A 26,086-nucleotide genomic window follows, 5' to 3' on the forward strand; every position below is an offset into this window, starting at 1 on the left:
CGCTATCTCCGCGCCGGCGCATCGTGCGCATGGCCGCTGTGCCTGAACTTGTCGATGATCGAGTCGAACAGCTTGGGCTCGACCGTCGAGTAATAGGTGATGGGGTTGGCGCGGCTCTTCGCGGCCAGCGCCGTGTAGGCGTTGGCATCGAGCGCCGCGCCGCTCTGCTTGGCCCTTGCCACCCAGGCTTCGAAGTCGGCCGGCGTCATGGCCAGGACCTCGAAATGCTGGTCGGAGTAGCCGCCGCCGCTGTACTGGCTGTTGCGGCCGACGAACTTGCCGGGCTGGTCCGCCAGCATCTGCAGACGGGTCTGCATGCCGGCCATGGCGTAGATCTGCCCGGCGAGCTGCGGCACGTAGAAGGAGTTCATCACCGTGTCGGAGGTGATGCGCAGGCTGACCGGCCGGCCCGCCGGGAAGGCGAGCTGGTTCACCACGGCGATGCCCTGCTCCGGATAGATGAACAGCCACTTCCAGTCCTGGGCCACGACCTGGACGTCGAACGGCGGCTCCTTGGATTCCAGCGGGCGGTAAGGATCGAGGCGATGGGTGCTGCGCCACAGCAGCACCGCGACGGCGATCACGATGACGGTCGGGATCAGCCAGGTGATGGCGTCGAGCTTGACCGAATTGGCCCAGGTCGGCGTGTACTTGGCCTCGGTGTTGGTGGCGCGGTATTTCCAGGCGAACCACAGGGTGAGGATGATGATCGGAACAATCACCAGCATCATCACGTAGAATGCGTCGAACAGCAGATCGCGCTCGGCGAGGGCGATCGGGCCCTTCGGGTCCAGTACCGGAGCCCGTCGGAGGTCGCAGGCGCTCGTCAGAACGGCCAAGACGGCCGTCAATGCCGCGCCTTGCCATCGATTAACAGCCAGCCTCACGCTTCCCCGCCCAACCTATTGCACTGTCAGGGCAGAGTGGCGCCAGCTCTTGTATAGAGCAACGATTCTTTTGTTACGTTTAGGTCTTCAATTCAGGTCTTCTGACCGGGCGGCGCGGGTGTCGATGCGGGCGGCGTCTTGCCGGCGGGGTCCTTGGCCGTACAGACGTCGGCGCGCAGGCGATCCTTGAGCGTCGCGATCTGGTCCTCGATCTGCTTGTTCGCGGCCTTCTGCTTCTCGATCTGCTCTTCCAGCGCCTTCACCTGGGCTGCATCTGGACCGGCCGGTGCCGGCGGCGCCAGCGGTGCGGGAAGCTGGACGGCCACGTTCACGATCGGGCGGTAGAAGAGGTACCAGCCCAGTCCGAGGCCGGCGGCGAGCAGGAAGAATCCCCCCACCAGGCCACCCAGAATCCAGGGCCAGCGCGGCGTCGAAGGCTCTTGCGTCTGAGAGGTATCGGCCATGTGCCAGTGAGGCTCCCGTTGAAGCAGCCAGTCAATACCCGCCGCGCGGCGGAATTTGGGCGTCGGGCAGGCCGCGCCAAGGCTCTTGCGCCGGGCAGCCTGCGATATAAGTGTATATGCACAGAATGGCGCCCTCGACCCGCCGCACGGCCGCGTCTAGGGTCGCCGCCACGAACCAAGGAGAGTTCCATGACCGCGTGCATCGTCGGTTGGTCCCACGGCAAATTCGGCAAGCTCGATGGCGAGACCAGCGAGTCGCTGATCGTCAAGGCGGCGTCCGAGGCGATCGCCCACGCCGGCATCGAGCCCAGGGACGTCGACGTCATCTATGTCGGCAACATGAACGGCGGCTTCGTGCGCCAGGAGTTCCACTCCTCGCTGCCGCTGCAGGCCCATCCCGACCTGCGCTTCAAGCCCTCGACCAGGGTCGAGAATGCCTGCGCCACCGGCTCGGCGGCGATCCACATGGGCCTCAATACGCTGGCCGCCGGCAAGGCACGCTTCGTGCTGGTCGTCGGCGTCGAGAAGATGACCGAGCTCAACTCGACGCAGGCCGGCGAGGTGCTGATCAAGGCCTCCTACGTCGCGGAGGAAGCCAACATCGAGGCGGGCTTCGCCGGCATCTTCGGCAAGATCACCTCGGCCTACTTCCAGCGCTACGGCGACAAGTCCGATGCGCTCGCCCGGATCGCGGTCAAGGCGCACAAGAACGGCGCCAAGAACCCGTACGCGCACTTCCAGAAGGAATTCGCCTACGATTTCTGCCGCACGCCGTCCGACAAGAACCCGTTCGTCGCTGGCCCGCTGAAACGCACCGACTGCTCGCCCGTCACCGACGGAGCGGCGGCGGTGATCCTGACGGACGTCGGCACGGCGCTGGGCATGAAGCAGGCGATCGCCTTCCGCGCGGCCGAGCACGTCAACGACTTCCTGCCGATGAGCAAGCGCGACATCATCAAGTTCGAGGGCCCGCAGCTCGCCTGGCAGCAGGCGCTGAAGTCGGCGCATCTCGACCTGCTCGACCTCTCCTTCGTCGAGAGCCACGACTGCTTCACCTCGGCCGAACTGATCGAATACGAGGCGATGGGCCTCACCGCGCCGGGCGAAGGCGAGCGCGCCATCCTCGAAGGCTGGGTCGAGCGCGACGGCAAGCTGCCGGTCAACGTCTCCGGCGGCCTCAAGGCCAAGGGCCATCCGGTCGGCGCCACCGGCGTCTCGATGCACGTGATGGCCGCGATGCAGCTCGCCGGCACCGCGCCGGAAGGGCTGCAACTGCCGAAGGCGAAGCTCGGCGGCGTGTTCAACATGGGCGGCGCGGCGGTCGCCAACTATGTAAGCATCCTCGAGCCGCTGCGCTAACGTCCGTGCGTGCCGTCGGCTCTCGCGAAAGCGACGCCATCCTGGGCGCCATGCGCCAGGTGGCGCTGGCCGGCGGGCGCACGATCACCTACGCCGACACGGCGAGCATCCGGGCGGCCGCGCACTATCTCCTGCGCCGCCACGGGCTGGTCGATCTCGGCACGCTGCCCGCTTCCGAACCGGCCGATCTCGTCGAGGTCCTGAAGGATCGCACGCTCGCCGAGGAGGCGGTGAAGTACCTCGCCATCATGGCGATGGTCGACGGCTCGCTCGACCACGGCAAGCTGAAGCGTGTGCTGGAATATTCCCGCGCCCTCGACATCGAGGCCGACTATCTCACCGATCTCGTCGAGGCGGCCTCCGGCCATCTCGCCTGGGCCACCGCCGACATGTGGCGCAAGAACTTCGACAGCGTGCTCAGCCGCCCCTCGGAGGGTCTCGATCCCAACGTCTGGATCCGGCCCTACGAAGGCGCCAATGCCGATCCCGACCTGGTCGCGCGCTACGAGGCGCTGGGCGGGCTGCCACAGAACACGTTCGGCAAGGCGCTGTGGGACTTCGACAAGGCGAACGGCTATCCCTTCCCCGGCGATCCGATGGCGCTGAACGCCGCCTTCGGCACGGCGCACGATTCCACCCACGTGATCTCGGGCTACGACACCAGCGCCCGCGGCGAACTACTGGTGTCGACCTTCACGGCCGGCATGCATCCGATCAATCCGATGAGCGGCCACATCCTGCCGGTGATCTTCTTCTTTCACTTCGGCGAGCAGATGAACGACGTGGGTCACGCGGGCAAAGGCGGCCTCGATCCCGACGAGTTCTGGCACGCCTGGGCCCGTGGCGCGGAGATGACGGCCGATATCTTCGATCCGCAGTGGAGCGTCTGGGACTGGGTCGAGCACGATCTCGACGAGCTGCGCCGCCACTGGAACGTGACGCCGCCAGGGAACAGGCGTTAGGCAATCAATCCTCCTCTCCATTCAAATGGGGAGGTGTCGCTGTCTTCAGCGACGGAGGGGGCATGACCCCATCGCCCTCGTAAGACGAGGGCACTTCCCCTTTGCGGACGCCGCAAAGGGGAAGCGACCGATGCGTCACACCACCGGGCTTGCGCCGCCGTCGACGTTGATCGCGACGCCGGTGATGAAGGAGCCGGCATCGGAGCAGAGGAAGCAGGCCATGCGGGCGAATTCCTCGGCCTTGCCCATGCGGCCCAGCGGGATGCGGCCCTTGGCCATGCCGGCGAGGAATTCCTCGTAGGTCTTGCCCTCGCCCGCCGCGGTCTTGTGACGGCGCTGCCACTGGTCGCTCTCGATCAGGCCGACCAGCATCGCGTTGACGAGGATATTGTCCTTGGCGAGTTCCTGGCTCATCGCCTTGGTGAGCGCGAGGCCGGCGGCGCGGCTGACGCTGGTCGGCGTCGAGTTGGCGGTCGGGGCCTTGGCGCCGATGTTCAGCACGTTGACGATGCGGCCCCACTTGCGCGCGCGCATGCCGGGGATCGTCGCGCGGCTGAGACGGATGGCGGCGAACAGCTTGAGATCGAGGTCGCCCTGCCAGTCCTCGTCGGTCACGGTCTCGAACGACTTGGCATGGCTGATGCCGGCGTTGTTCACGACGATGTCGATCTTGCCGAAATCGGCCTCGATCTGCTTGACCGTGTCGGCGATGGGCGCGGCCTTCGAGACGTCGCAGGAATAGGCCTCGATCTTGATGTTGGCCTTGCCCGCCGCCTTCTGCACCTCGGCCTTGGCCGCGGCGAGCGCGTCGGCCTTGCGGGCCAGCAGCGCTACCGACGCGCCCGACGCAGCGAACTCCTTGGCCATGGCGAGGCCCAGGCCGGTGCTCGCGCCGGTGATCACGGCCACCCGGCCATCCATACGTACGTCCATCTTGTCCTCCCGAAATCGGCGAAATCGGGCGACACCATATCCATCGATTTACGGGGCAGCGAGTCCGACATCCCGCAAGGCGAGGCGGACAGTCAGCCGTTCCTCGTCACGCTCTGCTCACGCCCCTGCCGAGCCCGCTCGACCGCCGCGAGGACGCGCTCGGGCGTAGCCGGCGCGTCGAGACGCACCGCCGCATTCCGGCCACCCACCGCGCCGATCGCGTCCTTGAGCGCGGTCCATACGGCCGTCGCCAGCATCAGCGGCGGCTCGCCCACCGCCTTGGAGCGGAAGATCGTCGCCTCGCGCGAGGGCGCATTGTCGAGCAGCGTCACGTTGAAAACCGGCGGCACGTCGCGGCTGCCAGGGATCTTGTAGGTCGAAGGCCCGGTCGTGCGCAGGCGCCCCCGCGCGTCCCACCACAATTCCTCGCAGGTGAGCCAGCCCTGTCCCTGCACAAAGGCGCCCTCGATCTGGCCAAGGTCGATGGCGGGATTGAGCGATTCGCCACAGTCCTGCACCAGATCGGCGCGCAGCACGCGGCTCTCGCCGGTCAGCGTGTCGATCGCGACCTCGGCCATCGCCGCACCGAAGGAGAAGTAGAAGAACGGCCGGCCACGCATCGCCACGGGATCCCAATGGATCTTCGGCGTCTTGTAATAGCCGGTCGAGGACAGCGAGACTCGCCCCAGCCAGCAGAGCTTCGCGAGTTCGGCGAAGCTCAGCACCTGGTTGCTGCCGGGCTTTGCGATGCGCACGGTGCCGTCGGCGAATTCGATGTCGGCCTCCGCCACGCCGAAATGTTCGGCGGCATAGGCCACCATGCGCTGGCGGATCGTGTTCGCGGCCTCCCACGCAGCCCAGCCATTGAGATCCGTCCCCGTCGAGGCCGCGGTCGGCGAGGTGTTGGGCACTTCGGCGGTCGAGGTCGCGGACGGCCGGATGCGGTCGATGTCGACCTTGAACACCTCGGCCACGATCTGCGCGACCTTGATGAACAGCCCCTGCCCCATCTCGGTGCCGCCGTGGTTCAGGCGAATCGAGCCATCGGTATAGACATGCACCAGCGCACCGGCCTGGTTCATGTGTGGCAGGTTGAAGGAGATGCCGAACTTCAGCGGGAAGAGTCCCAGCCCGCGTTTCAGCACGGGGTTCGCCGCATTGAAGGCGTCGATCTCGGCACGCCGCCGTTCGATCTCGCCGCCTTTCTTCACCTCGGCCCAGCAGCGCGCCAGATGGTTCTCGTCGACCTTCTGGCCGTAGGGCGTCTCGTCCCGCCCCTCGGCATAGAAGTTGAGCGCCCGCACCTCGACGGGATCGCGGCCGAGATGGAGTGCGATACGGTCGAGCGCATCCTCCATGATCACCACACCCTGCGGCCCGCCGAAGCCGCGGAAGGCGGTGTTCGACTGCTTGTTGGTGCGGCAGGCATAGCCGACGGCGCGGAAGTGCGGGATCCAGTAGGCGTTGTCGGTATGGGTGAGCGCGCGCGCCACGACCCCCGGCGTGAGATCGAGGCTCCAGCCGGCATCGGCCGCCAGCACGGCGTCGAGCGCCCGCACGCGACCCTCGTCGTCGAAGCCCACCGTGTAGCGATAGTCGAAACCGTGACGCTTGCCGGTCGCCACCATGTCGACCTCACGCGGCAACCTGAGCTTCACCGGCCGGCCGGTATGGTTCGCCGCGACCGCTGCTGCGGCTGCGACCCAGGAGGCGTTGCTCTCCTTGCCGCCGAAGCCGCCGCCCAGGCGGCGCACCACCGCCGTCACGCGGTTAAAGTCGCACCCGAGCAGCCGCGCGCAGATATGCTGCACCTCGGTCGGATGCTGGGTCGAGGAATGGACCGTGATGTCGCCGTCCTCGCCTGGCAGCGCGAAGGCGATCTGGCCTTCGAGATAGAAATGCTCCTGCCCGCCGACGCTGAACTCGGCTTCGAGCCGATGCGGTGCACTTGCCAACGCCGCATCGGGATCGCCGCGCAGCACCGTCGACGGCGCCTGCACATAGGCCTTTCGTTCCAGCGCCGTCGCGATGTCGAGGATCGGTTCTTCGGCCTCGATCTCGACGACGACTTTCTCGACAGCGGCACGCGCCGCATCGAGCGTTTCCGCGACGACCATCGCCAGCGTCTGGCCCGCGAACTCGATCCGGTCGACGGCGAACAACGGTTCGTTCTGGCCGATGGCCGCAACGTCGTTCTTGCCGGGAATGTCCGTCGGGCCAAGCACCGCGACTACGCCGGGCATCTTCGACGCCACGGCGATGTCGACTTTCACGAGTTTCCCGCAGGCGATGGTACTCAGCACCAATGCACCGTGCAGCGTGTCGGGCGGTTCGGGCATGTCGTCGATATACAGCGCCTGCCCCGTGACGTGCTTCAGCGCGCTGTCGTGGCGCCGCGCCTTGTGGACCTGCGCGCTCACAGCGCCTCGACCTCGAGCACCCGCTGCGGATCGGCGAGGCGCAGTTCCAGCCGGCGCAACAGGTTGGCCGCGACCTGTAGGCGATAGTCGGCCGAGCCGCGCCAGTCATCGACCGGCTTGAAATCCTCTCCGACGGCGGCAATTGCGGCTGCAAAGCCGTCCTTGAGCAAGGCCGCCTCGGCCGCGCGCGCCCGGCGCGGCGTCGCCGCCATGCCGCCGAACGCCAGCCGCGCATCCTCGATCTTTCCATTGCGGATTCGCACGCGGTAGGCGCCCGCGACGGTCGAGATATCCTGGTCGCGGCGCTTGCTCACCTTGTCGCAATGAAAGCTTTCGCCCTCCCACAGACGCGGCATGGAAATACTCTGGATGATCTCGTCCGGCGCCAGCGCGGTCTTGCGATAGTAGAGGAAGAAGTCGTCGAGCGGGATTTCGCGCGTGCCCCGCTTCGAGACCAGGGTCAGGCTCGCCTCCAGCGCCAGCAGGACCGGCGGCATGTCGCCGATCGGCGAGGCCGTGCCGATATTGCCGCCGATCGTGCCCATGTTGCGGATCTGCCGCGAGCCCAGCCGCGACAGATAGGAACGCAGCGCGGGAAAGGCCTCAACGAGGGTGGACGTCGCCGCCGCATAGGTCGCCGCCGCGCCGATGGTGACCTTGTCGTCGGTCGTGGAGATCGCCGCCAGCTCGGGCACGTGCCGGAGATGGATCACTTGCTTCGGCGGCTTGCGCGCACGGCTCGCCAGCAGGCCGAGATCGGTGGCGCCGGCCAGCAGCAGCGCGTCGGGATGCGCCGCGCGCAGATCGAGGAGTTCATCGAGCGTGCGCGGCGCGAAGAAGGCGCCGTCGAACACGACGGACGCCGGCCGTGCGAGGATCGCAGGCGCCGCCGGCGGCGGTTCGACGGCCAGTCCTGCGATCCGCGTCATCGCCTCGACGATCGGCCGATAGCCCGTGCAGCGGCAGAGATTGCCGGCCAGCGCATCGTGGATCGATCCCGTGTCGGCGGTGTTGCCGCCGCTCGCGAAGGCCAGCGCCGACATCACGAAGCCCGGCGTGCAGAAGCCGCATTGCGTCGCATCGGCTTCGGCCATCGCCGTTTGGACGGGATGCGGCGCGCCCTCGGCGCCGCGCAGACCCTCGACCGTGCGCACCGACTGGCCGTCGACCTGTCCCAGCAGAACGATGCAGGAATTGATCGCCTCACGGCGGCCGTCGCGCTCCAGCACCACGGTGCAGGCGCCGCAATCGCCTTCGGCGCAGCCTTCCTTGGTCCCGCGCAGGCCGCGATGGTCGCGCAGCCAGTCGAGCAGGGTCGTCATCGGCGAGAGGCCGGGGACGTCCACGAGCGTATCGTTGAGCGCGAAGCGCATGTTATCCGCCATGCGAACAGGATGGTGGGCGTTGAAGTGCGACGCAACCCGTGTTGCACTCCCCATGCCAACCACAGCGCGCCAACCAAGGAAAGAAAGCCCCCCGGATGGACCCCTACCGTTTCGGCTATTCCCCCATTGTCGGCCGACCGAAGCTTTCCTGGCCCAACGGCGCGCGGGTCGCGGTCTGGGTCTGCCCCAACATCGAGCATTACGAATACATCCCGGCCGAGGTCCGCGTGCGCAATCCGTGGCCGCGCATGCCGCATCCCGACGTGCTGGGCTATGGCGGCCGCGACTACGGCAACCGGGTCGGCCTGTGGCGCATGTTCGAGGTGCTCGACAAGCACAGCATCCGCTGCACCGTCTCGCTCTCGATGTCGGTGATCGAGATGTACCCCGAGATCCTGGAAGCGATGGAAGCCCGCCGCTGGGAATACATGAGCCATGGCTACTTCAACACGCGCTACCACTGGGGCTACAGCGAGCAGGAGGAGCGCGAGGTCATCGAGCACAGCAAGGCAACGCATCTGCGCCTCACCGGCCGCAAGCTGCGCGGCTGGTTCTCGCCGGCCGTGTCCAACACGCTGAACACGCCCGATCTCGTGAAGGAAGCCGGCCTCGACTATTTCTGCGACTTCTATCACGACGACCAGCCGACGCCGCTCGCCACGAAACACGGTCCGCTGATCCATGTTCCCTATTCGATGGATCTCAACGACGCGATGATCTACCGCCAGCCGGTCGAAGCGGAGGAGTTCGCCCAGATGATCATCGACCATTTCGACACGGTCTATCGCGAGGGCGGCGAGAACGGCCGCGTCATGTGCCTCGCGCTCCACCCCTACATGATGGGCGCACCGCACCGGCTGAAGCATCTCGACCGCGCGCTGTCCTATATCCGCCAGCACAAGGATGCCTGGGTCTGCACCGCCGAGGAAATCCACGACTGGTACGTCGCGAACGGGCTTAAACCCTACCAGCAGCATCTCGGAAAGGACGCCTGACATGAGCGCCCCCGTTTCCAAGAACCCGCCGCCCCTGCCCGCCGGGATGGACAATCCCTGGTACGACTTCTCGCCCTATCCGAAGCGACCGAAACTCAACTGGCCGCGCAACGCGCGCGTAGCCTTCTACGTCGTTCTGCATCTCGAATATTACGAGCTGCTGCCGCCCGACGGCATCGTGAAGGACAGCCGCTTCACGGGCGAGTTCGGGACATATCATCCCGACTACCGGACCTGGACGCAGCGCGAGTACGGGAACCGCACCGGCATCTTCCGCGTCCTCGACGTACTCGACCGCTACCAGATCCGGGCCGGCGTCGCGGTCAATGCCATGGCGGCGGAGCGCTATCCCTTCCTGATGGAGCAGTTCCGCAAGCGGAACTACGAGATCATCGGCCACGGCGTCTCGGCAAACCGCATGATCAGCTCGAAGATGAGCGAGGCCGAGGAGAAGCAGGAGATCGCGACCTCGCTCGCCGCCCTCGAGAAGGCCTCGGGCACGGCGCCGCGGGGCTGGCTCGGCCAGGAATTCGGCGAAAGCCAGCGCACGCCGAAGCTGCTGGCCGACGCCGGCCTCGACTATGTCCTCGACTGGCCCAACGACGACCAGCCCTATCCGATGCATGTCGGCGAGGGCCGCAAGTTCGTCTCGCTGCCCAACCAGCCGGAATGGGACGACGTGCAGCAGCTCTGGCTGAGGCGCATCAACACCACGCGCTATCCCGACATCGTAGGCGACGCCTTCGAGCTGCTGCATCACGAGGGCGGCCAGGTGTTCAACCTGTCGATCCATCCCTGGCTGATGGGCATGGCGCATCGCATCAAGTATCTCGACGAGGCCCTGCGCCGCGTCGAGCGCTTCGGCAATGTCTGGCATGCGACGCCCGGCGAGGTGGCGAAGCACTATCGCGAAACGATGATGGGCTGATTCGCGTGACCCAGTTCTGGCTCGATACGCTCGCGGAGTTCATTGCGGGCTTCCGTCTGGAGTCCCTGAAGCCGGCCACGGTCGAGCAGACGACCTATGTCGTCCTCGACACGATCGGCGCCATCGTGGGCGGCGCGGCCGAGCCCGAGATGCAGGCCCTCACCGCCAAGCTGACCGTCAGCCCGGTCGGCGAGGCCTCGGTGATGGGTACCGGCAAGACAGCCGTGTCGGCCGCCGCCGCGTTCCTCAATGGCACCGCCGGCACATTCCTCGAGATGGACGAGGGCAATCGCTTCGCCAAGGGCCATCCCTCGATCCATGCGTTGCCGGCGGTCTGGGCCCTGGCCGAGATCAACGGCCTGTCCGGCAAGGCCGTGATGGAAGCGCTGATCCTGGGCTACGAGGTCGGCGCGCGTATAGGCATCGCCGCCGCGATGCGACCCGACATGCACCCGCACGGGACCTGGGGAACGGTCGGCGCCGCCGTCGCCGTGGCCAAGCTGCTGGGCTACGACGCCGCGCAAATCCGCGAGACGATCAATGTCGCTTCATCGCTCACCCTCGCCTCGTCCAAGCGCACCATGCTGGAAGGCGGTACGGTGCGGAACGCCTATGCCGGAATCTCCAATCGCATGGCGCTGATGGCGATCGATCTCGTCGAGGCCGGCTTTATCGGCGAACGCGACGGGCTCTCCAGCGTGTTCGGCAAGGTCGTGTCCGAGCGGTTCGACACGGCGCGGATGATCGACGGGCTCGGCCGCGACTGGCAGATCGACCAGAACTATTTCAAGCTCCATTCCTGCTGCCGCTACAATCACGGCGCGCTGGACGCGCTCGACATCCTGCTCGCGAAACAGGCCGTCGCGGCGGACTCGGTCGAGCGCGTGGATGTCGCGAGCTATCTCTACGCCGCCGAACTCGACGACCAGTCCCCGCGCAACACGCTGGCCGGCAAGTTCTCGGTGCCCTTCGCCGTCGCCACGCGTCTGGTGCGCGGCTCCTCGCGTGTGGAGAACTTCACCTGGGACGCGCTGCGCGACGAGCGCGTGCAGGCGTTGGCCAAGCGCGTGTTCGTCGTCGAGGACAAGGCGATGACCGCCCGGCTGCCGCAGTTCCGGCCGGCCCGCGTCGATCTCCGGCTGCGCGACGGCCGCACACTCACTTCGGCCGTCGAGGCCAATCGCGGCGACGACCAGGATCCCTATTCGCGCGACGAGCTCACCGGAAAGTACTTCTCGCTGACGGCACGGATGTTGCCTCACGAAGTTGCCGACGAAATGCGGAAGAAGATTCTGGTACTGGACAGGGTTGCCGACATACGCTCGATCTTCGCTCGTTGATTGCCGGGAGGTTTTCATGACCAAGCAACGCACGTCTGCGGTTTCACGCCGGACCTTTCTCGCCGGCAGCACGGCATTGGCCACCGGAGCGATCGCCGCCCCTTCCCTTGTCGGCGCGCAGCCCGCCGCCGTGAAGGTCGGCATGATCCATCCCGTCACCGGCTTCGTCGCCTATAACGGCCAGCAGAGCCGGCTGGGCGGCGCGATGGCGATCGAGGACGTGAACAAGGCGGGCGGCATCAAGGCGATGGGCGGCGCCCGGCTCGAGGCGCTGCTGGGCGACAGCCAGTCCAAGGTCGAGGTCGGCGTCAGCGAAGTCGAGAAGATGAACGAACAGGGCGTGGCGGCCTATATCGGCTGCTTCCAGAGCCCCGTCGGCATCGCCGCCAGCCAGGCGGCCGCCAAGTACGGCACGCCGTTCCTCGTGGATGTCGGCGCCTCCGACCTGCTGATGAGCCGCGGCCTCAAGAACGTATTCCGCCTCAAGCCGGGCTTTGGCGTCTGCGTCGACGACGGCATCGCCTCGCTGGGTGCGCTGAACAAGGCGGCCAACGGCGTCGCCAAGACCGCGGTCATCGTCCACGAATCGGGTGAGTTCGGCACCGGCACGGCCAAGCTGGTGGCGGGCAAGCTGCCCTCGATTGGCATCGCGGCGAAAGAGCTGATCGCCCACGACAATCCGACGCGCAACTTCGACAACATCGCGCTGCGCATCCGCTCGCTGGCGCCCGACATCGTCATGATGTCGAACTACGGCAACGAATACATGCTGCTGGCGCGCACGCTCTACCAGCAGAAGGTGAACGTCGCGGGCTTCTTCTCGATCCTGGGCGGCGGCTTCAACTACAAGTTCGTCAAGGAGATGCCCGACGTCTCCCAGTACATGATGGACGTGAACCACTGGTACAACCCGAAGAGCCCGCAGGCCCAGGCGCTGAAGAAGCGCGTCGAGGCCACGGGCGCGCTGTTCACCTTCGAGGTCTATCTCACCTACAGCAACGTCATGCTGCTGGCCGATGCGCTGGAGAAGGCGGGCTCGGCCGACAAGGAGAAGCTCATCGCGGCGCTGGCGGCCTCGACCTTCAAGGCCGAGCTGATGCCCTACGGACCGACCAAATTCGTCAACGGACAGAACGAGGGCGGCCGGCCGGCGACCATGCAGTCGCTCAAGGGCGAGATCGAGGTGATCGCGCCCGAGGCGTTCGCCTCGGCCAAGGCGGTATTCCCCAAGCCGAAGCTCTAAGGGCTTCCGGGTGATATTGAATCGCGTCGAGTTTCCCAACAAAGACCTTACCCTGAGGAGCGAACGCAGTGAGCGTCTCGAAGGGTGGGGACGAGCACCGCGTCTGCTGCCCATCCTTCGAGACGGCCCTTCGGGCCTCCTCAGGATGAGGGGTAGACCCGAAGCCGAAAGAAACTGAGGGACGTGTTCGATCCCGCTTTTCTCTTTGCGGGTATCCTGAACGGCCTTCTGGCCGGCGGTATCTATGTGCTGGTGGCCGTCGGGCTGACGCTGATCTACGGCGTGCTGCACATCATCAACTTCGCGCATGGCAGCCTGCTGATGCTGGCCATGTATGCGGTCTTCTATCTCTGGCGGCTGATCGGCATCGATCCTTATGCCGCCCTGCCGGTCGTGATCGCCGGCGCCTTCGGTTTCGGGTTCGTGCTCTACCGGCTGCTGATCGGCCGCTACAATCACGGCCGCGACGAGAACATCCTGCTGATCACGCTGGGCCTCTCGATCGTGATCGACAATGTCGCGCTGCTGTTCTTCGGCGGCGACACGCAGACCATCGACGTGCCCTATGCCGGCACCTTCGTCGAGATCGGCGCGGCCTTCCTGCCGCTGCCCAAGATCATCTCGTTCGCCGCCTCGCTGGTGCTCTGCGCGGCGCTCGGCCTCTACATGGCGCGCAGCGACATGGGCAAGGCGATCCGCGCCGTCGCCAAGGAGAGGCAGGGCGCGCGGCTGGTCGGCATCGACGTCGAGAACGTCTTTGCCGTGTCCTACGGCATCGGCATCGCATGCCTGGGCGCGGCCGCCTGCCTTCTGATGCCGACCTATTACGTGACGCCGTCGTCGGGCCACGCCTTCGTGCTCGTGGCCTTCACCATCGTCGTGCTGGGCGGCATGGGCAGCTTCGCGGGTGCGGCGGTCGGCGGCTTCATCATCGGCATCACCGAATCGCTCGGCGGGCTTTTCCTGGGCGAGCAGCTCGGCCAGATCGGGATCTCGCTGATCTTCATCCTGATCCTGCTGCTGAAGCCGACCGGCCTGTTCGGGAGCAAGGCGTGAGCCGCCCTGTGCTCCTCTGCGTCCTCGGGCTCGCCGCCGCCCTGGCTTATCCGCTGCTGGTGCCGAACTACCTCGTCACGATCGGCATGCTTGTCTTCTTCACCGCCTTCATTGGGCAATCGTGGAACATCGCTGGTGGCTTCGCGGGCCAGACCTCGTTCGGCCATGTCGTGTTCTTCGGCACCGGCGCCTACACCTCGACCATCCTGCAGGTGACCTATGGCTGGAATCCCTGGCTCGCCTGGGTGGCCGCCATGGCAGCCGGCGGCGCGGTCGGCTGGATGATCGCCGTGCTCTCGTTCCGGGCGGGCCTGCGTGGCTCCTACTTCGCGCTGATCACCCTGGCCTTTGCCGAGGTCTTCCGCATCCTCGCCAACTCGGTGCCTTTCACCAAGGGCGGGCTCGGCATGCTGATCAAGGCCGACCCGCGGCCGATCAACTTCCAGTTCAAGGACCCGATCTGGATCTACTATCTCGCGCTGCTGCTCTGCATCGTCTCGCTGCTGATCGCGTGGCAGCTCACGCGCAGCCGCTTCGGCGCGCGGCTGGTGGCGATCCGCGAGAACGAGGACGCGGCGCGGGCGCTTGGCATCGACGTGTTCGCCGAGAAGGTGAAGGTGCTCACCCTGTCCGGCGCGATGTGCGCGGCCGGCGGCACCTTCTACGCCCAGAAGTATCTCTACATCGATCCCGGCATCGCCTTCGGCGTCGACAAGTCGGTCGAGATGCTGCTGGTCAGCATGGTCGGCGGCGCGGGCACGATCTTCGGGCCGCTGATCGGCTCCTTCACCCTGATGGGCATCAACGAAGTGACGCGCTGGCTGGCCAGCGTCGTACCGGCCCTCAAGAACGTCCAGCCGCTGAGCCTCATCGTGTACGGCGTCATGCTGATCCTGATCGTGGCGCGGCTGCCCGACGGGCTGATGAGCCTGTTCCGCCGAAAGCCGCGCCATGCTTGAGGTGCGCGAGGTCTCCAAGAGCTTCGGCGGCCTTAAAGCCGTGGATCGCGCCTCGCTCGACGTGGCCCGCGGCGAGATCGTGGGCCTGATCGGGCCGAACGGCGCCGGCAAGACCACGCTGTTCGCGGCCATCGCGGGCTTCCACCGGCCCGACGCCGGCACGGTTTCCTTCGAGGGCAGGCCCATCACCGGCCTCGCGCCGCACCGCATCTGCGCCGCCGGCATGGTCCGCACCTTTCAGATCACGCAGCCCTTCGCGGGCATCAGCGTGCGCGAGAACATCATGGTCGGCGCCTATCTGCACACGGCCGACCGCCGGCTCGCCGCGCGCGAAGCCGAGGCGGTGGCCGCGCTGGTCGGCATGAAGGACCAGCTCGACCAGCGCGGCGCCGACCTCACCGTCGCCGGCCGCAAGCGGCTCGAACTGGCGCGCGCCCTGGCGACCGGACCGCGGCTGCTCCTGCTCGACGAGGTGATGGCTGGACTCAATCCGACCGAGATCGTCGAGATCGTGGGCGTCATCCGCAACATCCGCGAAGCGGGCGTCACCATCCTGCTGATCGAGCACGTCATGCAGGCGGTGACCTCGCTCGCCGAACGCGTCTACGTGCTGAACCAGGGCCGCATGATCGCCGAGGGCACGCCGGCCGCCATCGCCGACAACGAGGAAGTCATCGAAGCCTATCTCGGCCACGGTGCCGCGAAGGTGCTCCGTGCGTGAGACCGTGACCTCGCGCGCCGATGACGGCGCGAGGGAGGTCCTGCGTGCTTGAGATCGCGGGCCTGCGCGCGGGCTACGGCCCCATCGAGGTGCTGCGCGGCGTCGACCTCACCGTGGGCGCGGGCGAGATCGTGGCCCTGCTGGGCAGCAACGGCGCCGGCAAGTCGACGCTCAACAACAATGTTTCCGGCCTCTACCGCCCGTTCGGCGGCTCGATCCGCTTCGAGGGCGAGGAGATCACGGGCGCCTCCTCCATGCACATCGTCGAAGCGGGTCTGGTGCAGGTGCCGGAAGGCCGCCGCGTCTTTCCCAACCTGTCGGTGCGCGACAATCTCGAACTCGGCAGCTATCGCCGCGGCAAGCCCAACCGCACCACCAACCTGGAGCGCGTGCTCGGAACCTTCCCGCGCCTGCGCGAGCGATTGACCCAATCGGCCGGGACGCTGTCGGGCGGCGAACAGCAGATGCTGGCGATCGGCCGCGGGCTGATGAGCGAGCCCCGGCTGCTGATCCTCGACGAGCCCTCGCTCGGCCTATCGCCGCTCCTGGTCGAGGAGATGTTCGGCCTGATCGGCCAGCTCAACCGGGAGGGCCTCGCGATCCTGCTGGTCGAGCAGAATGTCGTGCAGTCGCTCGCGATCGCCCACCGCGCCTATGTGCTGGAGAACGGCCGCATCGCCCTCTCAGGCAGCGCCGCTGACCTCGCGCGCGATCCCGACTTGAGAAAGAGTTACCTGGGTCACTGACCGCCACGGTCAGACGGTCTCGCGGCCATCCATCCGATCGACCGCGCTCACGCGAAGATGACCATCTCCTGGCCGGACCAGCACCGGCTCAGAACTTGGGAGCACGTTTCTCCAGGAACGCCGCCGTGCCCTCATGGTAGTCGGGGCCGAAATAAACGTCCCGGCGCAGGCCATGGAGGTACTCGTAGGTAGCCGGGTTGATCGGCACCGATTCGCTCAACACGCGGATGGCCTCCTTGGACGCGGCAATCGCCTTGGAGGAGCGCGACGCGATCGTCCTCGCCATCGCATAGGTTTCCGCCTCGAGCGACGCCGCCGGCACGACTTGATTGACGATACCGACGCGCTCCGCCCGTTCGGCCGAAATGAGATTCGCCGAGAAGAACATCTCCTTCACCACAGTGAGCGGCAGGCGGCTCATGAAGTTGAGAATTCCGGCCACATTGTACGGCAACCCGAGCTTGGCAGGCGTGATCGCGAAGGCGCAGGTTTCGTCACCCATCACCAGGTCGCAGGCCATGACCAGATCGCACGCGCCGCCCCATGCGGAACCGTGGACCATGGCGATCACCGGCGCCGGAAAGGCCTTGACCGCCCGCAGCAACTGTTCGAGCGGATCGCTATAGGGCAGCGGATCGACATCCGCCCTCGGCAGCTCGCCGACATCGTGGCCGGCCGACCAGACCTTGCCACCGGAGGCGCTGCGCAGCACCACCACGCGGGCACCGTCTGCCTTGAACGAATCCAGAGCCGCGATGACCTCGGCGATCAGATCGGCGCCGAGGGCGTTGCGCTTGTCGTCATGGTCGAACGCAATGGTGCCGATCTTGTCGGCAAGCGTCGTGCGGATCAGCGGCATGCGATCAACCCTCAGATCAATGTGACTTTGCGGGCCGCCGACATCAGCTCGTCGCGGAAGGACGGATCGGCAATCCCGATCAACGCCAGCGCGCGTTCCTTGGTCGACTTGCCCCGCAGGTTCACCGCACCGTGTTCGGTGACCACCCATTCCACGTCCATGCGAAGGTCGGTCACCATCGCGACCTTGGGCACGATACTGGAGACCGTTCCCTTTCGCGCCGTCGACTGGATCGCGATGATCGACTTGCCACGCTTCGCCAGCGAGGCGCCCTTCACGAAGTCGAACTGGCCACCCGAGCCGCTGTACTCATGCTCGCCGATGAACTCGGCGTTGACCTGCCCGTAGAGGTCGATCTCGATCGCCGTATTGACCGAGATGAAGTCGTCGTGCTGCGCGATGACCCGGATGTCGTTCACGTAGGACGAGGCGTAGCTCTCGAAGGCGCTGTTATCGTTCATGAAGGCGTAGGAGTCGGTCGTGCCGAAGGCCACGGTGAAGACGTGCTTGCCGGGGTGGAGCGTCTTGCGCGCGCCGGTGATGACGCCCTTCTGTACCAGGTCAGCCATGGCCGGCGAGAACAGCTCGGTATGGATGCCAAGGTCCGAATGTTTCTCCAGGGCCATGGCAACACCGGAGGGTATCTTGCCGATGCCGAGCTGGATCGTGGCGCCGTTCGGCACCATGGGCGCGACCAGAGCACCGATGGCGCGTCCCTCGGGTGATGGTTCGGCGACACCCGCTTCGATCAGCGGCACGTGATTCTCAACGATCGCGGCCACTTCACTCACATGAACCTGCGACTGCCCGAACACCCGCGGCATGTTGCGATTGACCTCGACGATCAGGCGCTTGCATCGCCGTGCGGCGGTCGAGGCGAAGTCGTTGTTCGTCCCCAGCGAGAAAAACCCGCCGCCGTCCATCGGCGAGACGGTCACCACGAAGGTGTCGAGCGCGATGATTTCCTCGAACAGGCGGGGAATCTGGCTGAAGTTGACGGGAACGAAGCTCAGCAGCTTGAGGCCAGTCTTGACCTGGCGCTTGATGATCTCGTGGTCGGGACCGCCAATGAAGAAGCTGTGGGCGTCGACCTTCTCGATCACATCCTCGGCCAGCAGCGACTTGGCCAACGGCTCCATGGCGATCTTGTAATAGAGTCGAATGCGCTTGAGATCGTTGGACCGCAGCCGGGCGGCAAGTGCCGCCAGCAAGGCCGGCGGCTGGCCGATCGCCATGCCGAGGGAAACCGTCGCCCCATCGGGAACACCCGCAACCGCCTTCTCGGCAGTCGTCAGCTTGGCCATGTACAGGTCAGCATACCGTGTTGCGGTCATTTCAATCCTCCGCGCAGCTCACAACTGCGCCCCGTGCTCACTTGAACTGACAAGGGCATCACGGTCAACAAGCCGGGTCAGGCCGCCTCGCCCGCCACCCAGCCGCTCGACCAGGCCCACTGAAAGTTGTAGCCGCCCAGCCAGCCGGTGACGTCGACCGCCTCGCCGATCGCGTAGAGGCCGGGGACCTTCTTCGCCTCCATCGTCTTCGACGAGAGCCCGTCGGTATCGATGCCGCCCAGCGTGACTTCGGCCTTGGCGTAGCCCTCGGTTCCGCCCGGCACGAACGTCCAGAGCTTGAGCCGGTTCGCGAGCGTTTCGAGATCGCGGTCGCGCTGGCCCGCCATGGTGCCTTCGGTCGCCAGGCTTTGCGCCAGCCGCTGCGGCAGGATTTCCGCGAGGATCGTGCGCAACTCGGCCTTGGGTCGTGTCCGCTTGCGCTCCTTCAGCAGCGACGCCGCATCGAGATCGGGCAGCAGGTCGACCACGATCTCCTGACCGGGCTTCCAGTAGGACGAAACCTGCAGGATCGCCGGCCCCGACAGCCCGCGATGGGTGAACAGCAGCGCCTCGCGGAAGCGTGCGCGGCCGCAGCGCGCCTCGACGTCGAGGGCCACGCCGCTGATCTCGGGCACGGGCAGCGTGAGCGGCACCAGCGCCGGCCGCGTGTCCGTGACGCGCAATTTGAAGTGACGCGCCACCTCGTGCGCGAAGCCGCTCGCGCCCATCTTGGGGATCGACAAGCCACCCGTCGCCAGCACGACCGACGCGGCGGAGAAATCGCCATGGTCCGTGGCGACGGTGAAGCGATCCGACTTCTCCACGCGCGTGACCTTGTGCGCGACCCGCACGTCGACGCCCACGGCCGCGCATTCGTCGAGCAGCATCGCCACGATCTGACGCGCCGAGCCGTCGCAGAAGAGCTGGCCCAGCGTCTTCTCGTGCCAGGCGATGCGGTGCCGGTTCACCAGCTCGATGAAATCGTGCTGCGTGTAACGTGCCAGCGCCGATTTGCAGAAATGCGGGTTGGCCGAGAGGAACGCCTCCGGCCGCGCGTCGAGATTGGTGAAGTTGCAGCGCCCGCCGCCCGAGATCAGGATCTTCTTGCCGACCTTCTCGGCATGGTCGAGCAGCAGCACCTTGCGTCCGCGCTGGCCCGCCCGCATCGCGCACATCAGCCCCGCGGCGCCGCCGCCCAGCACGACGACGTCGAAGGTGTTCGGCTGGCTCACGCCAGCGCCTTGCCCATGATCCAGAGCGCGGCGGCCAGGCCCGCGATGGCGCCGGCGACCGAGCCGCCGACATAGAGCGCCGCCATCAGATACTCATGCCGCTCCCACAGGAGCATCGCATCGAGCGAGAAGGCGGAGAAGGTCGTAAAGCCGCCCATGATGCCGGTGGCGAGGAACAGACGAAGGTGCCCGGCTGCGCCGATCCGTTCGGCGAACCAGCCGGTGATCAGGCCCATTACGATCGAGCCCAGGATGTTGATGACCAGCGTGTGCCACGGGAAGTGCGAGCCCAGCAGCCGCGCCACCCAGATGTTCATGCCGTGGCGCGCCGCGCCACCGATGCCCGCGCCCACGAAGACGATCAGGTAGCTCATTAGCGCCTGCCTCCGAACTTCGTCTTCCAGTCGGGCACGGCGCCGGGAAACGGCAGCGCCGTCGCCTCGTAGACGCCCCGCGCCACCGCCCGCGCCAGACAGTCGGCCGCGACCGTGCCCAGTTCCGTCAGGATCGGCGGATTGCCCCCCGGGCCCGCACGGCCGGTCGCCGCCGCGAACACCGTGTCGCCGTCGTTGGGCGCATGCACCGGCCGCAACGACTTCGAGAGCCCGTCATTGGCCATGATGGCGAGACGCTTGCACTCCGCCTTGGTGAGCGTCGCGTCGGTGGCGACCAGGGCGATGGTGGTCGCTGTCACCGGCAGCGGCTGTCCCTTGAAACGCATCCTGAGCGCATCGTCGGGCAGCTTCGCGGGCCAGCCCAGGCCGCCGAATTCGTTGCCCTGCTCATAGGCGCCGGCCCAGAAATGCGGGCCGCTGCCGATCGTCGCCGCACCCACCGCATTCACCGCGACGAGCGCGCCGACCGTGAAGCCCTGGCTTGTCTTCGCGCTGGTCGAGCCCAGCCCGCCCTTCAGGCCGGCCGTCGTCGCGCCGACGCCCGCGCCTGCGGTGCCCAGCGCGAATTCGTGCGATGCCACCAGCGCCGCATCGCGGCCGAGATCCCAGTAGGGCGGCTTGTGCTTCACCGGCTCGCGCATCCAGTCCTTTTCGCCGCCGTTGATCAGGTCGAACAGGATCGCCTGCACCGCGACGGGAATGGCGAGGCCGCCGAACGTGCGCCCCTGTCCGCGCTGGCACAGCACGGCCGACGCACCGCCTGCGGCGTCGAGCCCGTAGACCGAACCGCCCGACAGCACGACGGCGTCGATCGCCTGCCCCACCGCCTCGGGTTCGAGCGAGGTGGCCATGCGATCGCCCGGTGCGCCGCCCAAGGTCGAGATGCTGGCGATCGCGCCCTCCTCGAAGATCGCGACTGTGGCGCCCGTGGCCGCGCGCATGTCCTGGGCGTTGCCGACCAGCACGCCGGCCACGTCGGTGATCAGGTTCCTCATGTCAGGAACTCACCGCCGTTCACATGGATGGTCTGGCCGGTGATGAAGGTGCCTTCCGGTCCGACCAGCAGGCGCACCATCGCTGCGATCTCCTCGACCGTGCCGAAGCGCTTGAGCGGAATGGGCCGGTTCACGCGATTGGGCGGCGCCGCGCCGGCGGCCGCTCCGCGCGTCGTATCGATGGCGCCCGGCGCCAGGGCGTTGCAGGTGATCCTGTGGGGCGCCAATTCTACCGCCAGCGCCCGCATCAGCCCTTCCAGTCCCGACTTCGACGCCGAGACGTGGCAGCGGTTGGGTGTGCCGACATGCGTGGAGATGCCCGACAGCGCCACGAAGGCGCCGCCGCCGCGCGCCACCATCTGCGGCACGATCGCCTTGCCCAGAAGGAACGCGCCGTCGAGCGCGACCGACATGATCTCCCGCCACTCGTCGAACGACATGTCGAGGAAAGAAGTCTGGCGGCGCAGGCCGGCGTTGCTCACAAGGATGTCGACGCCGCCGAACTTCGCGGCCGCCTCGGCCGCGAGGCGGGGTGGCACGGCGGGATCGGACACGTCGCCCATCGCGGCCATCGCCTTGCCGCCGGACGCCTCGATCTCCGCCACGACGGAATCGACCGCCGCCTTGTCCGACCGGCCGTTGACCACGATCGACGCGCCATCGCGCGCCAGGGTCAGCGCGATCGCGCGGCCGATATTCTTGCCCGCGCCCGTCACCAGCGCGACCTTGCCTTGCAGGGGTAATGACATGCCTTCTCCGCCCAGGGTCCGGCCGGGACCCTAGCGGAGATCGACTGCGAACTTAACCCGCATTTCCCGGATGAACCATTGAACTGAGCCGATCCGAATCCATTTGTTTGATCGGTTCGGCGATCTGGAGCGTTCTGCATTGCGCCCCGGCAACGTCCATTCGGCAGACGGCTGGAAAGCGGTGCTCGAACCAGTCGTGGCCCGCTAACGGGAGCGTGACCGCCGGCGCTACTTCCGCGCCGATACCGCCTTCGCCAACCCCGAGGTCTACGAGTTCCTGGAGGCCGAAGGCTACAAGTACACGATCCGGCTGCCCGCCAACCGCATCCTCCAGGAGCGCATCGGCTACCTGCTCAAGCGCCCTGTTGGTCGCCCGCCGATCACGATCCGACGATACTACGCCAGCTTCCGCTATCAGGCGCAGAGCTGGGCGATGCCACGACGCGTCGTCGCCAAGGTCGAGTGGCACCGGTGAGCTTTATCCCCTCGTCAGCTTTATCGTCACCAATCTGTCCCGACCAGTGGAACGGGTCGTCGCCTTCTACAACAAGCGCGGGACGTGCGAGCAATGGATCAAGGAAGGCAAGAACGCGATCAAGTGGACGCGGCTGTCATGTTGCTCGTTCGCCGCCAATGCGGTGCGTCTCCAGTTGCACGTGCTGGCCTACAATCTCGCCAACTTCATGCGGACCCTGGCGCTACCCGAGGCGGTTGCGCAGCGGTCGCTGACCAGCCTGCGGGAGAAGCTGATCAAGATCGGTGCCAAGGTCGTGCGCCACGCCCGCTACGCCGTCTTCCAGATGACCGAGGTCGCGGTGCCGAAGGAACTGTTCGAGAAAATGCTGCGGCTGATCGACGGGCTGCGAAGACGGCCAGCTCCGACGTAGGACTGAACGGGGCGGATGCGTTGTCACCATGGGAGGAGTGCGTCTGAATTACGAGGGAAAGGGGCAAATCGATGGATCAAAGCTCGTTTTGGACGGTGGACGCTGCCAGGGGCGCCGGGAAAACCGCACAGGCCGCTCATGGCTTCCCCGGAACCAGGCAGAATGCTAGCTTTCGCCCCACTCTTGGGGTTCATCTGGAGAATGTCGGTTTAGGCCAGTCGGGTTTCTCGTACCCGGGCCGCACCCCTCCATGACCAGAGCGAAATGACCAGAAAGAAACGCCATGACCAGCCGCAGAACTGCATTGAAACTGGGAGCCGCCGTTGCGGGCAGTTTCATGATTAACCGCGGCGCACTCGCCGCGGACAGCATCAGGGTGATCGTGCCTTGGGGACAAGGCGGTCAGGTCGGCCAATTATTTCAACTCATCCAAGGGCCTTTCACCAAAGCGATGGGAATGCCGGTCGTCATCGATTTTGTGGCAGGCGACGGTGGCAAGCTTGGGACGCGGGAGACTATCCGCTCGAAGCCCGACAGCCGCACGCTTCTGATAAATTGTCCGGATATACTGGCTAGGTGGGAATTCGAGGGCGACAAGCTGCTGGCCGACCTCAGGCCAGTCGCCAAGCTCACCCGTGGCATGTCACTAGCTATCGCTGTTCGCGAGGACTCGGCGCTGAAAGACTGGCAGGGTATGTCCAACGCCTCGAAGAGTTCGGCATTAACGATGCCCGAGGGTGGATCTGAGCGCCTTTTATTGGACATGGTCAAGAAGCGCACAGGCATCTCCTTCACGATGCAACCGTCGAATAGCTGGGCCTCCGCTGCCGCCTTGTTATTGAGCGGCAAGGCCGACCTCGCGCACTTTGGTACTGACTGGGCCCTGACTTACAACGAGAAGGCTTCTGCCAAGGATAAGTTGCGGTTCCTCGCCACCTTTGGCGCCGAGCGGGCGCCCGAACTGCCCAATGTTCCGACCTTTGCCGAGATCGTGGGCGACCCCAAGGCAGCGTTTGCTTTCAGCTTTGCGGTATGGTCCGCCGCAACTGCCGATAAAGCCTTCACCGACAAGGCGACGGCAGCGCTGCTGTCGATTGCCGGGAACGAGGCCATGCACGCCGAGGCGCGCAAGCTGCGCATTCCACTGCAGATCGACGGGCCGCAAGTGGTGCTCGAAACTCTGGCACGCGACCGTCGGGTGCTGAAGGACGTGTACGGCTGAACGCGGGCGATCCTGCCGATGCAGCAAGCCTCAGGGTCCTGGCGGTTCGTTGAAAGGACCGCCAGGGAACCTTCGAACGTCTTGTAGGGGATGTACGCCGCGCGCGCCTCTCGCGATCATGGCAAGAAATCTACCTTGTCCGGCCGAATCCGTATTAGTGGTCTATCACCCGCCCCCGGGCGCAGGGACACGCGCCGCAGGCAGCAGTACTTGGTGGAATCCGCACTTAAGCGTTGCCATTAGCCGGCGACGATGTAGGCCCGCAGCGCCTCGGTCTCTTGACGGGCCTCTTCGAGACGCGTCTTCACGACGTCGCCGATGGAGACGAGGCCCAGCAGTTCGCCGTGACGCACAACCGGCAGGTGACGGAATCGACCGCGCGTCATGAGCTGCATGACATGGTCGATCGAATCGTCGGGATCGCAGGTCACGACATCGCGGGTCATGACGGCGCGGGCCTCGAGATCCAGGGCGGCGGCGCCGTGCCTGGCGAAGGCGTGCACGAGGTCGCGCTCGGAGACGATGCCGGCGACCGAATCGTCGGAATCGAGAATCAGCACAGACCCGATGCGACGCGTGCTCAGCTGCTGGGAGATCTGGCCGACCGTGGTGCCCGGCGTGACCGTGAAAACGAGACCGCCCTTACGCGACAGGATATCGGAGACGAACATCGGTTCCTCCCTCCGTGGTTGCAGGACTGGTAAACAAGCCAACGCTGTGGCGCGAAGGGAGGTTGCGGGCGATAAAGCCCCTCATGAACGATGCTCGGTCAGCCCTCGTCCTCTTCTCCGGCGGTCAGGATTCCACCACGTGTCTGGCCTGGGCGCTAGAGCGATTCACGCATGTCGAGACGGTGGCTTTTGACTACCGCCAGAGGCATCGAATCGAGCTGGATCAAAGGCTTATCGTTCTCGACGAGGTCAGGCGCCGCTTCCCTCAGTGGGCCGACCGGCTGGGCGAGGACCATTTCATCGACATGGGCGTGCTGGGCCAGATCAGCGAAACCTCGCTGACGCGCGACGTCGCCTTCGCGATGGAAAAGGACGGCCTGCCCAACAGCTTCGTGCCCGGCCGCAACCTGCTGTTCTTCACCTTCGCCGCGGCCGTCGCGTGGCGGCGAAACATCCGCAACCTGGTGGGCGGCATGTGCGAGACGGATTTCTCGGGCTATCCGGACTGCCGCGACAACACGATCAAAGCGCTGCAGGTCACGCTCAACCTCGGAATGGATCGCGCCTTCGTGCTGCACACACCGCTGATGTGGCTCGACAAGGCCGAGACCTGGGGGCTGGCGAACGCGCTGGGCGGCAATCCGCTCGTCGAGCTGGTCCTGGAGCACACCCATACCTGCTACGACAGCGTACGCGGTCCGCGAAATGACTGGGGATACGGGTGCGGCGAATGCCCCGCCTGCGCACTTCGCAAGCGGGGCTTCGTGGCCTGGCGCGAGGGAAAATCCTCGCTCTGAGAGAGGTTAGCGGCCGCCCGCGAGCTGACGGGCGCCGGTCAGGTTCTGCTGGATCTTCGGAAGCTGGCCCTGGGCATAGCGGCGCAGCGCACCGTTGCCGCCGTCCTGCGAATAGGCGCCATACTGCGCGTTGGCATCGATGTGCGCAGCCAGTTGGGCGTTGGCGTAGGAGGTGTCGAATTCGACGCCTTCCAGCACGTTCAGCCGCTGCAGGGTCGCGGTCCAGCCCGGCGCGTTGCTCGGATCGGGCGCGTACGAGACGCCGGCCTCCTGGCGCGACTTGCTGAGGTACTGCGCGGCCTCGGTCTGGTCCGCGACCATGCGGGCCGCGAAACCGCGGACGTTCTCGTTCGTCGACTTGGCGAGCGCGAGGCGGCCCGAGGCGATCTCGAAGTCGTTGAACTCCTGGGCGAAGCCCACGAAACGGGCGTCGGGTAGCGCGTTGACGGCGAACGCGGCGCCGGCCGGAAGAACCGACAGGGCGGCAACGCCGAACAGGACAGAGCGGCGGGCGATGGGCTGCATGAAATACTCCTGAATTGTGTAC

General features: G+C 66.2%; 25 protein-coding genes and 1 pseudogene. 13 read left to right on the forward strand and 13 right to left on the reverse strand.

Going from position 1 to position 26,086, the window contains the following annotated elements:
- Positions 1 to 2: 2 nt before the first annotated feature.
- Together cyoA and KQ910_RS02985 are read right to left on the reverse strand one after the other, a co-directional pair.
- A complete protein-coding gene (gene cyoA / locus KQ910_RS02980; protein WP_229600302.1) occupies positions 3 to 839 on the reverse strand; it encodes a ubiquinol oxidase subunit II in 837 nt (278 codons plus the stop codon).
- A 140-nt stretch (positions 840 to 979) separates the two neighbouring features.
- Positions 980 to 1,351: a hypothetical protein gene (locus tag KQ910_RS02985; RefSeq protein WP_216957002.1), complete on the reverse strand. Its 372-nt coding sequence runs from the start codon at positions 1,349 to 1,351 to the stop codon at positions 980 to 982.
- 189 nt (positions 1,352 to 1,540) lie between these two features.
- On the opposite strand from KQ910_RS02985, the gene KQ910_RS02990 reads away from it, so the two are divergent.
- The gene (locus KQ910_RS02990) at positions 1,541 to 2,710 is read left to right on the forward strand and encodes an acetyl-CoA acetyltransferase (protein WP_216957003.1); all 1,170 of its coding nucleotides are present in this window, start codon (positions 1,541 to 1,543) and stop codon (positions 2,708 to 2,710) included.
- Positions 2,711 to 2,715: 5 nt separating this feature from the next.
- A complete protein-coding gene (locus KQ910_RS02995; protein WP_216957004.1) occupies positions 2,716 to 3,672 on the forward strand; it encodes a hypothetical protein in 957 nt (318 codons plus the stop codon).
- A 135-nt stretch (positions 3,673 to 3,807) separates the two neighbouring features.
- On the opposite strand, the gene KQ910_RS03000 is transcribed toward KQ910_RS02995, so the two are convergent.
- The 3 genes from KQ910_RS03000 to xdhA form a co-directional block, all read right to left on the reverse strand.
- Entirely contained in the window at positions 3,808 to 4,605 is a 798-nt protein-coding gene (locus KQ910_RS03000) for an SDR family NAD(P)-dependent oxidoreductase (protein ID WP_216957005.1), read from the reverse strand.
- 92 nt (positions 4,606 to 4,697) lie between these two features.
- Positions 4,698 to 7,025: a xanthine dehydrogenase molybdopterin binding subunit gene (gene xdhB / locus KQ910_RS03005; protein ID WP_369408278.1), complete on the reverse strand. Its 2,328-nt coding sequence runs from the start codon at positions 7,023 to 7,025 to the stop codon at positions 4,698 to 4,700.
- Positions 7,022 to 8,398: a xanthine dehydrogenase small subunit gene (gene xdhA, locus KQ910_RS03010; protein ID WP_229600303.1), complete on the reverse strand. Its 1,377-nt coding sequence runs from the start codon at positions 8,396 to 8,398 to the stop codon at positions 7,022 to 7,024. The genes xdhB and xdhA overlap by 4 nt, the downstream gene beginning before the upstream one ends.
- Positions 8,399 to 8,505: 107 nt before the next feature.
- Here xdhA and KQ910_RS03015 point away from each other — a divergent pair, with 107 nt between their 5' ends.
- The 8 genes from KQ910_RS03015 (at position 8,506) to KQ910_RS03050 (ending at position 16,398) form a co-directional block, all read left to right on the forward strand.
- Positions 8,506 to 9,405 (forward strand): polysaccharide deacetylase family protein, encoded by a 900-nt coding sequence (locus KQ910_RS03015; RefSeq protein WP_216957007.1) that lies wholly within the window; start codon positions 8,506 to 8,508, stop codon positions 9,403 to 9,405.
- Position 9,406: 1 nt separating this feature from the next.
- Positions 9,407 to 10,333 (forward strand): polysaccharide deacetylase family protein, encoded by a 927-nt coding sequence (locus tag KQ910_RS03020; protein ID WP_216957008.1) that lies wholly within the window; start codon positions 9,407 to 9,409, stop codon positions 10,331 to 10,333.
- 5 nt (positions 10,334 to 10,338) lie between these two features.
- Entirely contained in the window at positions 10,339 to 11,673 is a 1,335-nt protein-coding gene (locus KQ910_RS03025; protein ID WP_216957009.1) for an MmgE/PrpD family protein, read from the forward strand.
- A gap of 16 nt (positions 11,674 to 11,689) precedes the next feature.
- On the forward strand, positions 11,690 to 12,916 hold the full coding sequence (locus KQ910_RS03030) for an ABC transporter substrate-binding protein (protein ID WP_216957010.1): 1,227 nt from the start codon (positions 11,690 to 11,692) through the stop codon (positions 12,914 to 12,916).
- A gap of 183 nt (positions 12,917 to 13,099) precedes the next feature.
- Entirely contained in the window at positions 13,100 to 13,972 is an 873-nt protein-coding gene (locus tag KQ910_RS03035) for a branched-chain amino acid ABC transporter permease (protein ID WP_216957011.1), read from the forward strand.
- Positions 13,969 to 14,931 (forward strand): branched-chain amino acid ABC transporter permease, encoded by a 963-nt coding sequence (locus KQ910_RS03040; RefSeq protein ID WP_216957012.1) that lies wholly within the window; start codon positions 13,969 to 13,971, stop codon positions 14,929 to 14,931. Before KQ910_RS03035 ends, KQ910_RS03040 begins: the two co-directional genes overlap by 4 nt.
- The gene (locus tag KQ910_RS03045; RefSeq protein ID WP_216957013.1) at positions 14,924 to 15,652 is read left to right on the forward strand and encodes an ABC transporter ATP-binding protein; all 729 of its coding nucleotides are present in this window, start codon (positions 14,924 to 14,926) and stop codon (positions 15,650 to 15,652) included. The genes KQ910_RS03040 and KQ910_RS03045 overlap by 8 nt, the downstream gene beginning before the upstream one ends.
- 44 nt (positions 15,653 to 15,696) lie before the next feature.
- Positions 15,697 to 16,398, forward strand: a complete 702-nt coding sequence (locus KQ910_RS03050) for an ABC transporter ATP-binding protein (protein ID WP_216957014.1) — start codon at positions 15,697 to 15,699, stop codon at positions 16,396 to 16,398.
- An 88-nt stretch (positions 16,399 to 16,486) separates the two neighbouring features.
- Here KQ910_RS03050 and scpB read toward each other — a convergent pair whose 3' ends face one another.
- The 6 genes from scpB to KQ910_RS03080 all read right to left on the reverse strand — a co-directional run bounded on the left by scpB (position 16,487) and on the right by KQ910_RS03080 (position 21,962).
- Positions 16,487 to 17,257 (reverse strand): methylmalonyl-CoA decarboxylase, encoded by a 771-nt coding sequence (scpB, locus tag KQ910_RS03055; RefSeq protein ID WP_216957015.1) that lies wholly within the window; start codon positions 17,255 to 17,257, stop codon positions 16,487 to 16,489.
- A gap of 11 nt (positions 17,258 to 17,268) precedes the next feature.
- On the reverse strand, positions 17,269 to 18,591 hold the full coding sequence (locus KQ910_RS03060; protein WP_216957016.1) for an acetyl-CoA hydrolase/transferase family protein: 1,323 nt from the start codon (positions 18,589 to 18,591) through the stop codon (positions 17,269 to 17,271).
- Positions 18,592 to 18,668: 77 nt separating this feature from the next.
- Entirely contained in the window at positions 18,669 to 19,823 is a 1,155-nt protein-coding gene (locus KQ910_RS03065) for a BaiN/RdsA family NAD(P)/FAD-dependent oxidoreductase (RefSeq protein ID WP_216957017.1), read from the reverse strand.
- Positions 19,820 to 20,197: a fluoride efflux transporter CrcB gene (gene crcB / locus KQ910_RS03070; protein WP_216957018.1), complete on the reverse strand. Its 378-nt coding sequence runs from the start codon at positions 20,195 to 20,197 to the stop codon at positions 19,820 to 19,822. The genes KQ910_RS03065 and crcB overlap by 4 nt, the downstream gene beginning before the upstream one ends.
- The gene (locus KQ910_RS03075) at positions 20,197 to 21,213 is read right to left on the reverse strand and encodes a P1 family peptidase (RefSeq protein WP_216957019.1); all 1,017 of its coding nucleotides are present in this window, start codon (positions 21,211 to 21,213) and stop codon (positions 20,197 to 20,199) included. The genes crcB and KQ910_RS03075 overlap by 1 nt, the downstream gene beginning before the upstream one ends.
- On the reverse strand, positions 21,210 to 21,962 hold the full coding sequence (locus tag KQ910_RS03080) for an SDR family NAD(P)-dependent oxidoreductase (RefSeq protein WP_216957020.1): 753 nt from the start codon (positions 21,960 to 21,962) through the stop codon (positions 21,210 to 21,212). The genes KQ910_RS03075 and KQ910_RS03080 overlap by 4 nt, the downstream gene beginning before the upstream one ends.
- 103 nt (positions 21,963 to 22,065) lie before the next feature.
- Between KQ910_RS03080 and KQ910_RS26635 the strand changes: the two are divergent.
- Together KQ910_RS26635 and KQ910_RS03090 are read left to right on the forward strand one after the other, a co-directional pair.
- Positions 22,066 to 22,849, forward strand: a pseudogene (locus KQ910_RS26635) (IS1380 family transposase); the annotation flags it as partial.
- Positions 22,850 to 23,132: 283 nt separating this feature from the next.
- Positions 23,133 to 24,071 (forward strand): tripartite tricarboxylate transporter substrate-binding protein, encoded by a 939-nt coding sequence (locus tag KQ910_RS03090; RefSeq protein ID WP_216957022.1) that lies wholly within the window; start codon positions 23,133 to 23,135, stop codon positions 24,069 to 24,071.
- A gap of 239 nt (positions 24,072 to 24,310) precedes the next feature.
- Here the strand turns inward: KQ910_RS03090 and KQ910_RS03095 are convergent, their stop codons facing one another.
- Positions 24,311 to 24,742 (reverse strand): CBS domain-containing protein, encoded by a 432-nt coding sequence (locus tag KQ910_RS03095; RefSeq protein WP_216957023.1) that lies wholly within the window; start codon positions 24,740 to 24,742, stop codon positions 24,311 to 24,313.
- A gap of 83 nt (positions 24,743 to 24,825) precedes the next feature.
- Here KQ910_RS03095 and queC point away from each other — a divergent pair, with 83 nt between their 5' ends.
- Entirely contained in the window at positions 24,826 to 25,539 is a 714-nt protein-coding gene (queC, locus tag KQ910_RS03100; protein WP_216957024.1) for a 7-cyano-7-deazaguanine synthase QueC, read from the forward strand.
- 6 nt (positions 25,540 to 25,545) lie between these two features.
- Here queC and KQ910_RS03105 read toward each other — a convergent pair whose 3' ends face one another.
- Positions 25,546 to 26,064, reverse strand: coding sequence for a DUF4142 domain-containing protein (locus tag KQ910_RS03105; RefSeq protein WP_216957025.1), 519 nt, complete (start codon positions 26,062 to 26,064; stop codon positions 25,546 to 25,548).
- Positions 26,065 to 26,086: the final 22 nt, after the last annotated feature.

The sequence above is a fragment of the Reyranella humidisoli genome (assembly GCF_019039055.1).
GTDB lineage: Bacteria > Pseudomonadota > Alphaproteobacteria > Reyranellales > Reyranellaceae > Reyranella > Reyranella humidisoli.

Coding starts and splice junctions, on each gene's coding strand:
- KQ910_RS03000 (WP_216957005.1), bottom strand. CDS start 4,605: ATGGACGTACGTATGGATGGCCGGGTGGCCGTGATCACCGGCGCGAGC.
- KQ910_RS03090 (WP_216957022.1), top strand. CDS start 23,133: ATGACCAGCCGCAGAACTGCATTGAAACTGGGAGCCGCCGTTGCGGGC.
- crcB (WP_216957018.1), bottom strand. CDS start 20,197: ATGAGCTACCTGATCGTCTTCGTGGGCGCGGGCATCGGTGGCGCGGCG.
- KQ910_RS03105 (WP_216957025.1), bottom strand. CDS start 26,064: ATGCAGCCCATCGCCCGCCGCTCTGTCCTGTTCGGCGTTGCCGCCCTG.
- KQ910_RS03095 (WP_216957023.1), bottom strand. CDS start 24,742: ATGTTCGTCTCCGATATCCTGTCGCGTAAGGGCGGTCTCGTTTTCACG.
- KQ910_RS03020 (WP_216957008.1), top strand. CDS start 9,407: ATGAGCGCCCCCGTTTCCAAGAACCCGCCGCCCCTGCCCGCCGGGATG.
- KQ910_RS03045 (WP_216957013.1), top strand. CDS start 14,924: ATGCTTGAGGTGCGCGAGGTCTCCAAGAGCTTCGGCGGCCTTAAAGCC.
- xdhA (WP_229600303.1), bottom strand. CDS start 8,398: ATGCGCTTCGCGCTCAACGATACGCTCGTGGACGTCCCCGGCCTCTCG.
- KQ910_RS03030 (WP_216957010.1), top strand. CDS start 11,690: ATGACCAAGCAACGCACGTCTGCGGTTTCACGCCGGACCTTTCTCGCC.
- KQ910_RS03015 (WP_216957007.1), top strand. CDS start 8,506: ATGGACCCCTACCGTTTCGGCTATTCCCCCATTGTCGGCCGACCGAAG.
- KQ910_RS03075 (WP_216957019.1), bottom strand. CDS start 21,213: ATGAGGAACCTGATCACCGACGTGGCCGGCGTGCTGGTCGGCAACGCC.
- KQ910_RS02990 (WP_216957003.1), top strand. CDS start 1,541: ATGACCGCGTGCATCGTCGGTTGGTCCCACGGCAAATTCGGCAAGCTC.
- scpB (WP_216957015.1), bottom strand. CDS start 17,257: ATGCCGCTGATCCGCACGACGCTTGCCGACAAGATCGGCACCATTGCG.
- KQ910_RS03080 (WP_216957020.1), bottom strand. CDS start 21,962: ATGTCATTACCCCTGCAAGGCAAGGTCGCGCTGGTGACGGGCGCGGGC.
- KQ910_RS03060 (WP_216957016.1), bottom strand. CDS start 18,591: ATGACCGCAACACGGTATGCTGACCTGTACATGGCCAAGCTGACGACT.
- KQ910_RS02985 (WP_216957002.1), bottom strand. CDS start 1,351: ATGGCCGATACCTCTCAGACGCAAGAGCCTTCGACGCCGCGCTGGCCC.
- queC (WP_216957024.1), top strand. CDS start 24,826: ATGAACGATGCTCGGTCAGCCCTCGTCCTCTTCTCCGGCGGTCAGGAT.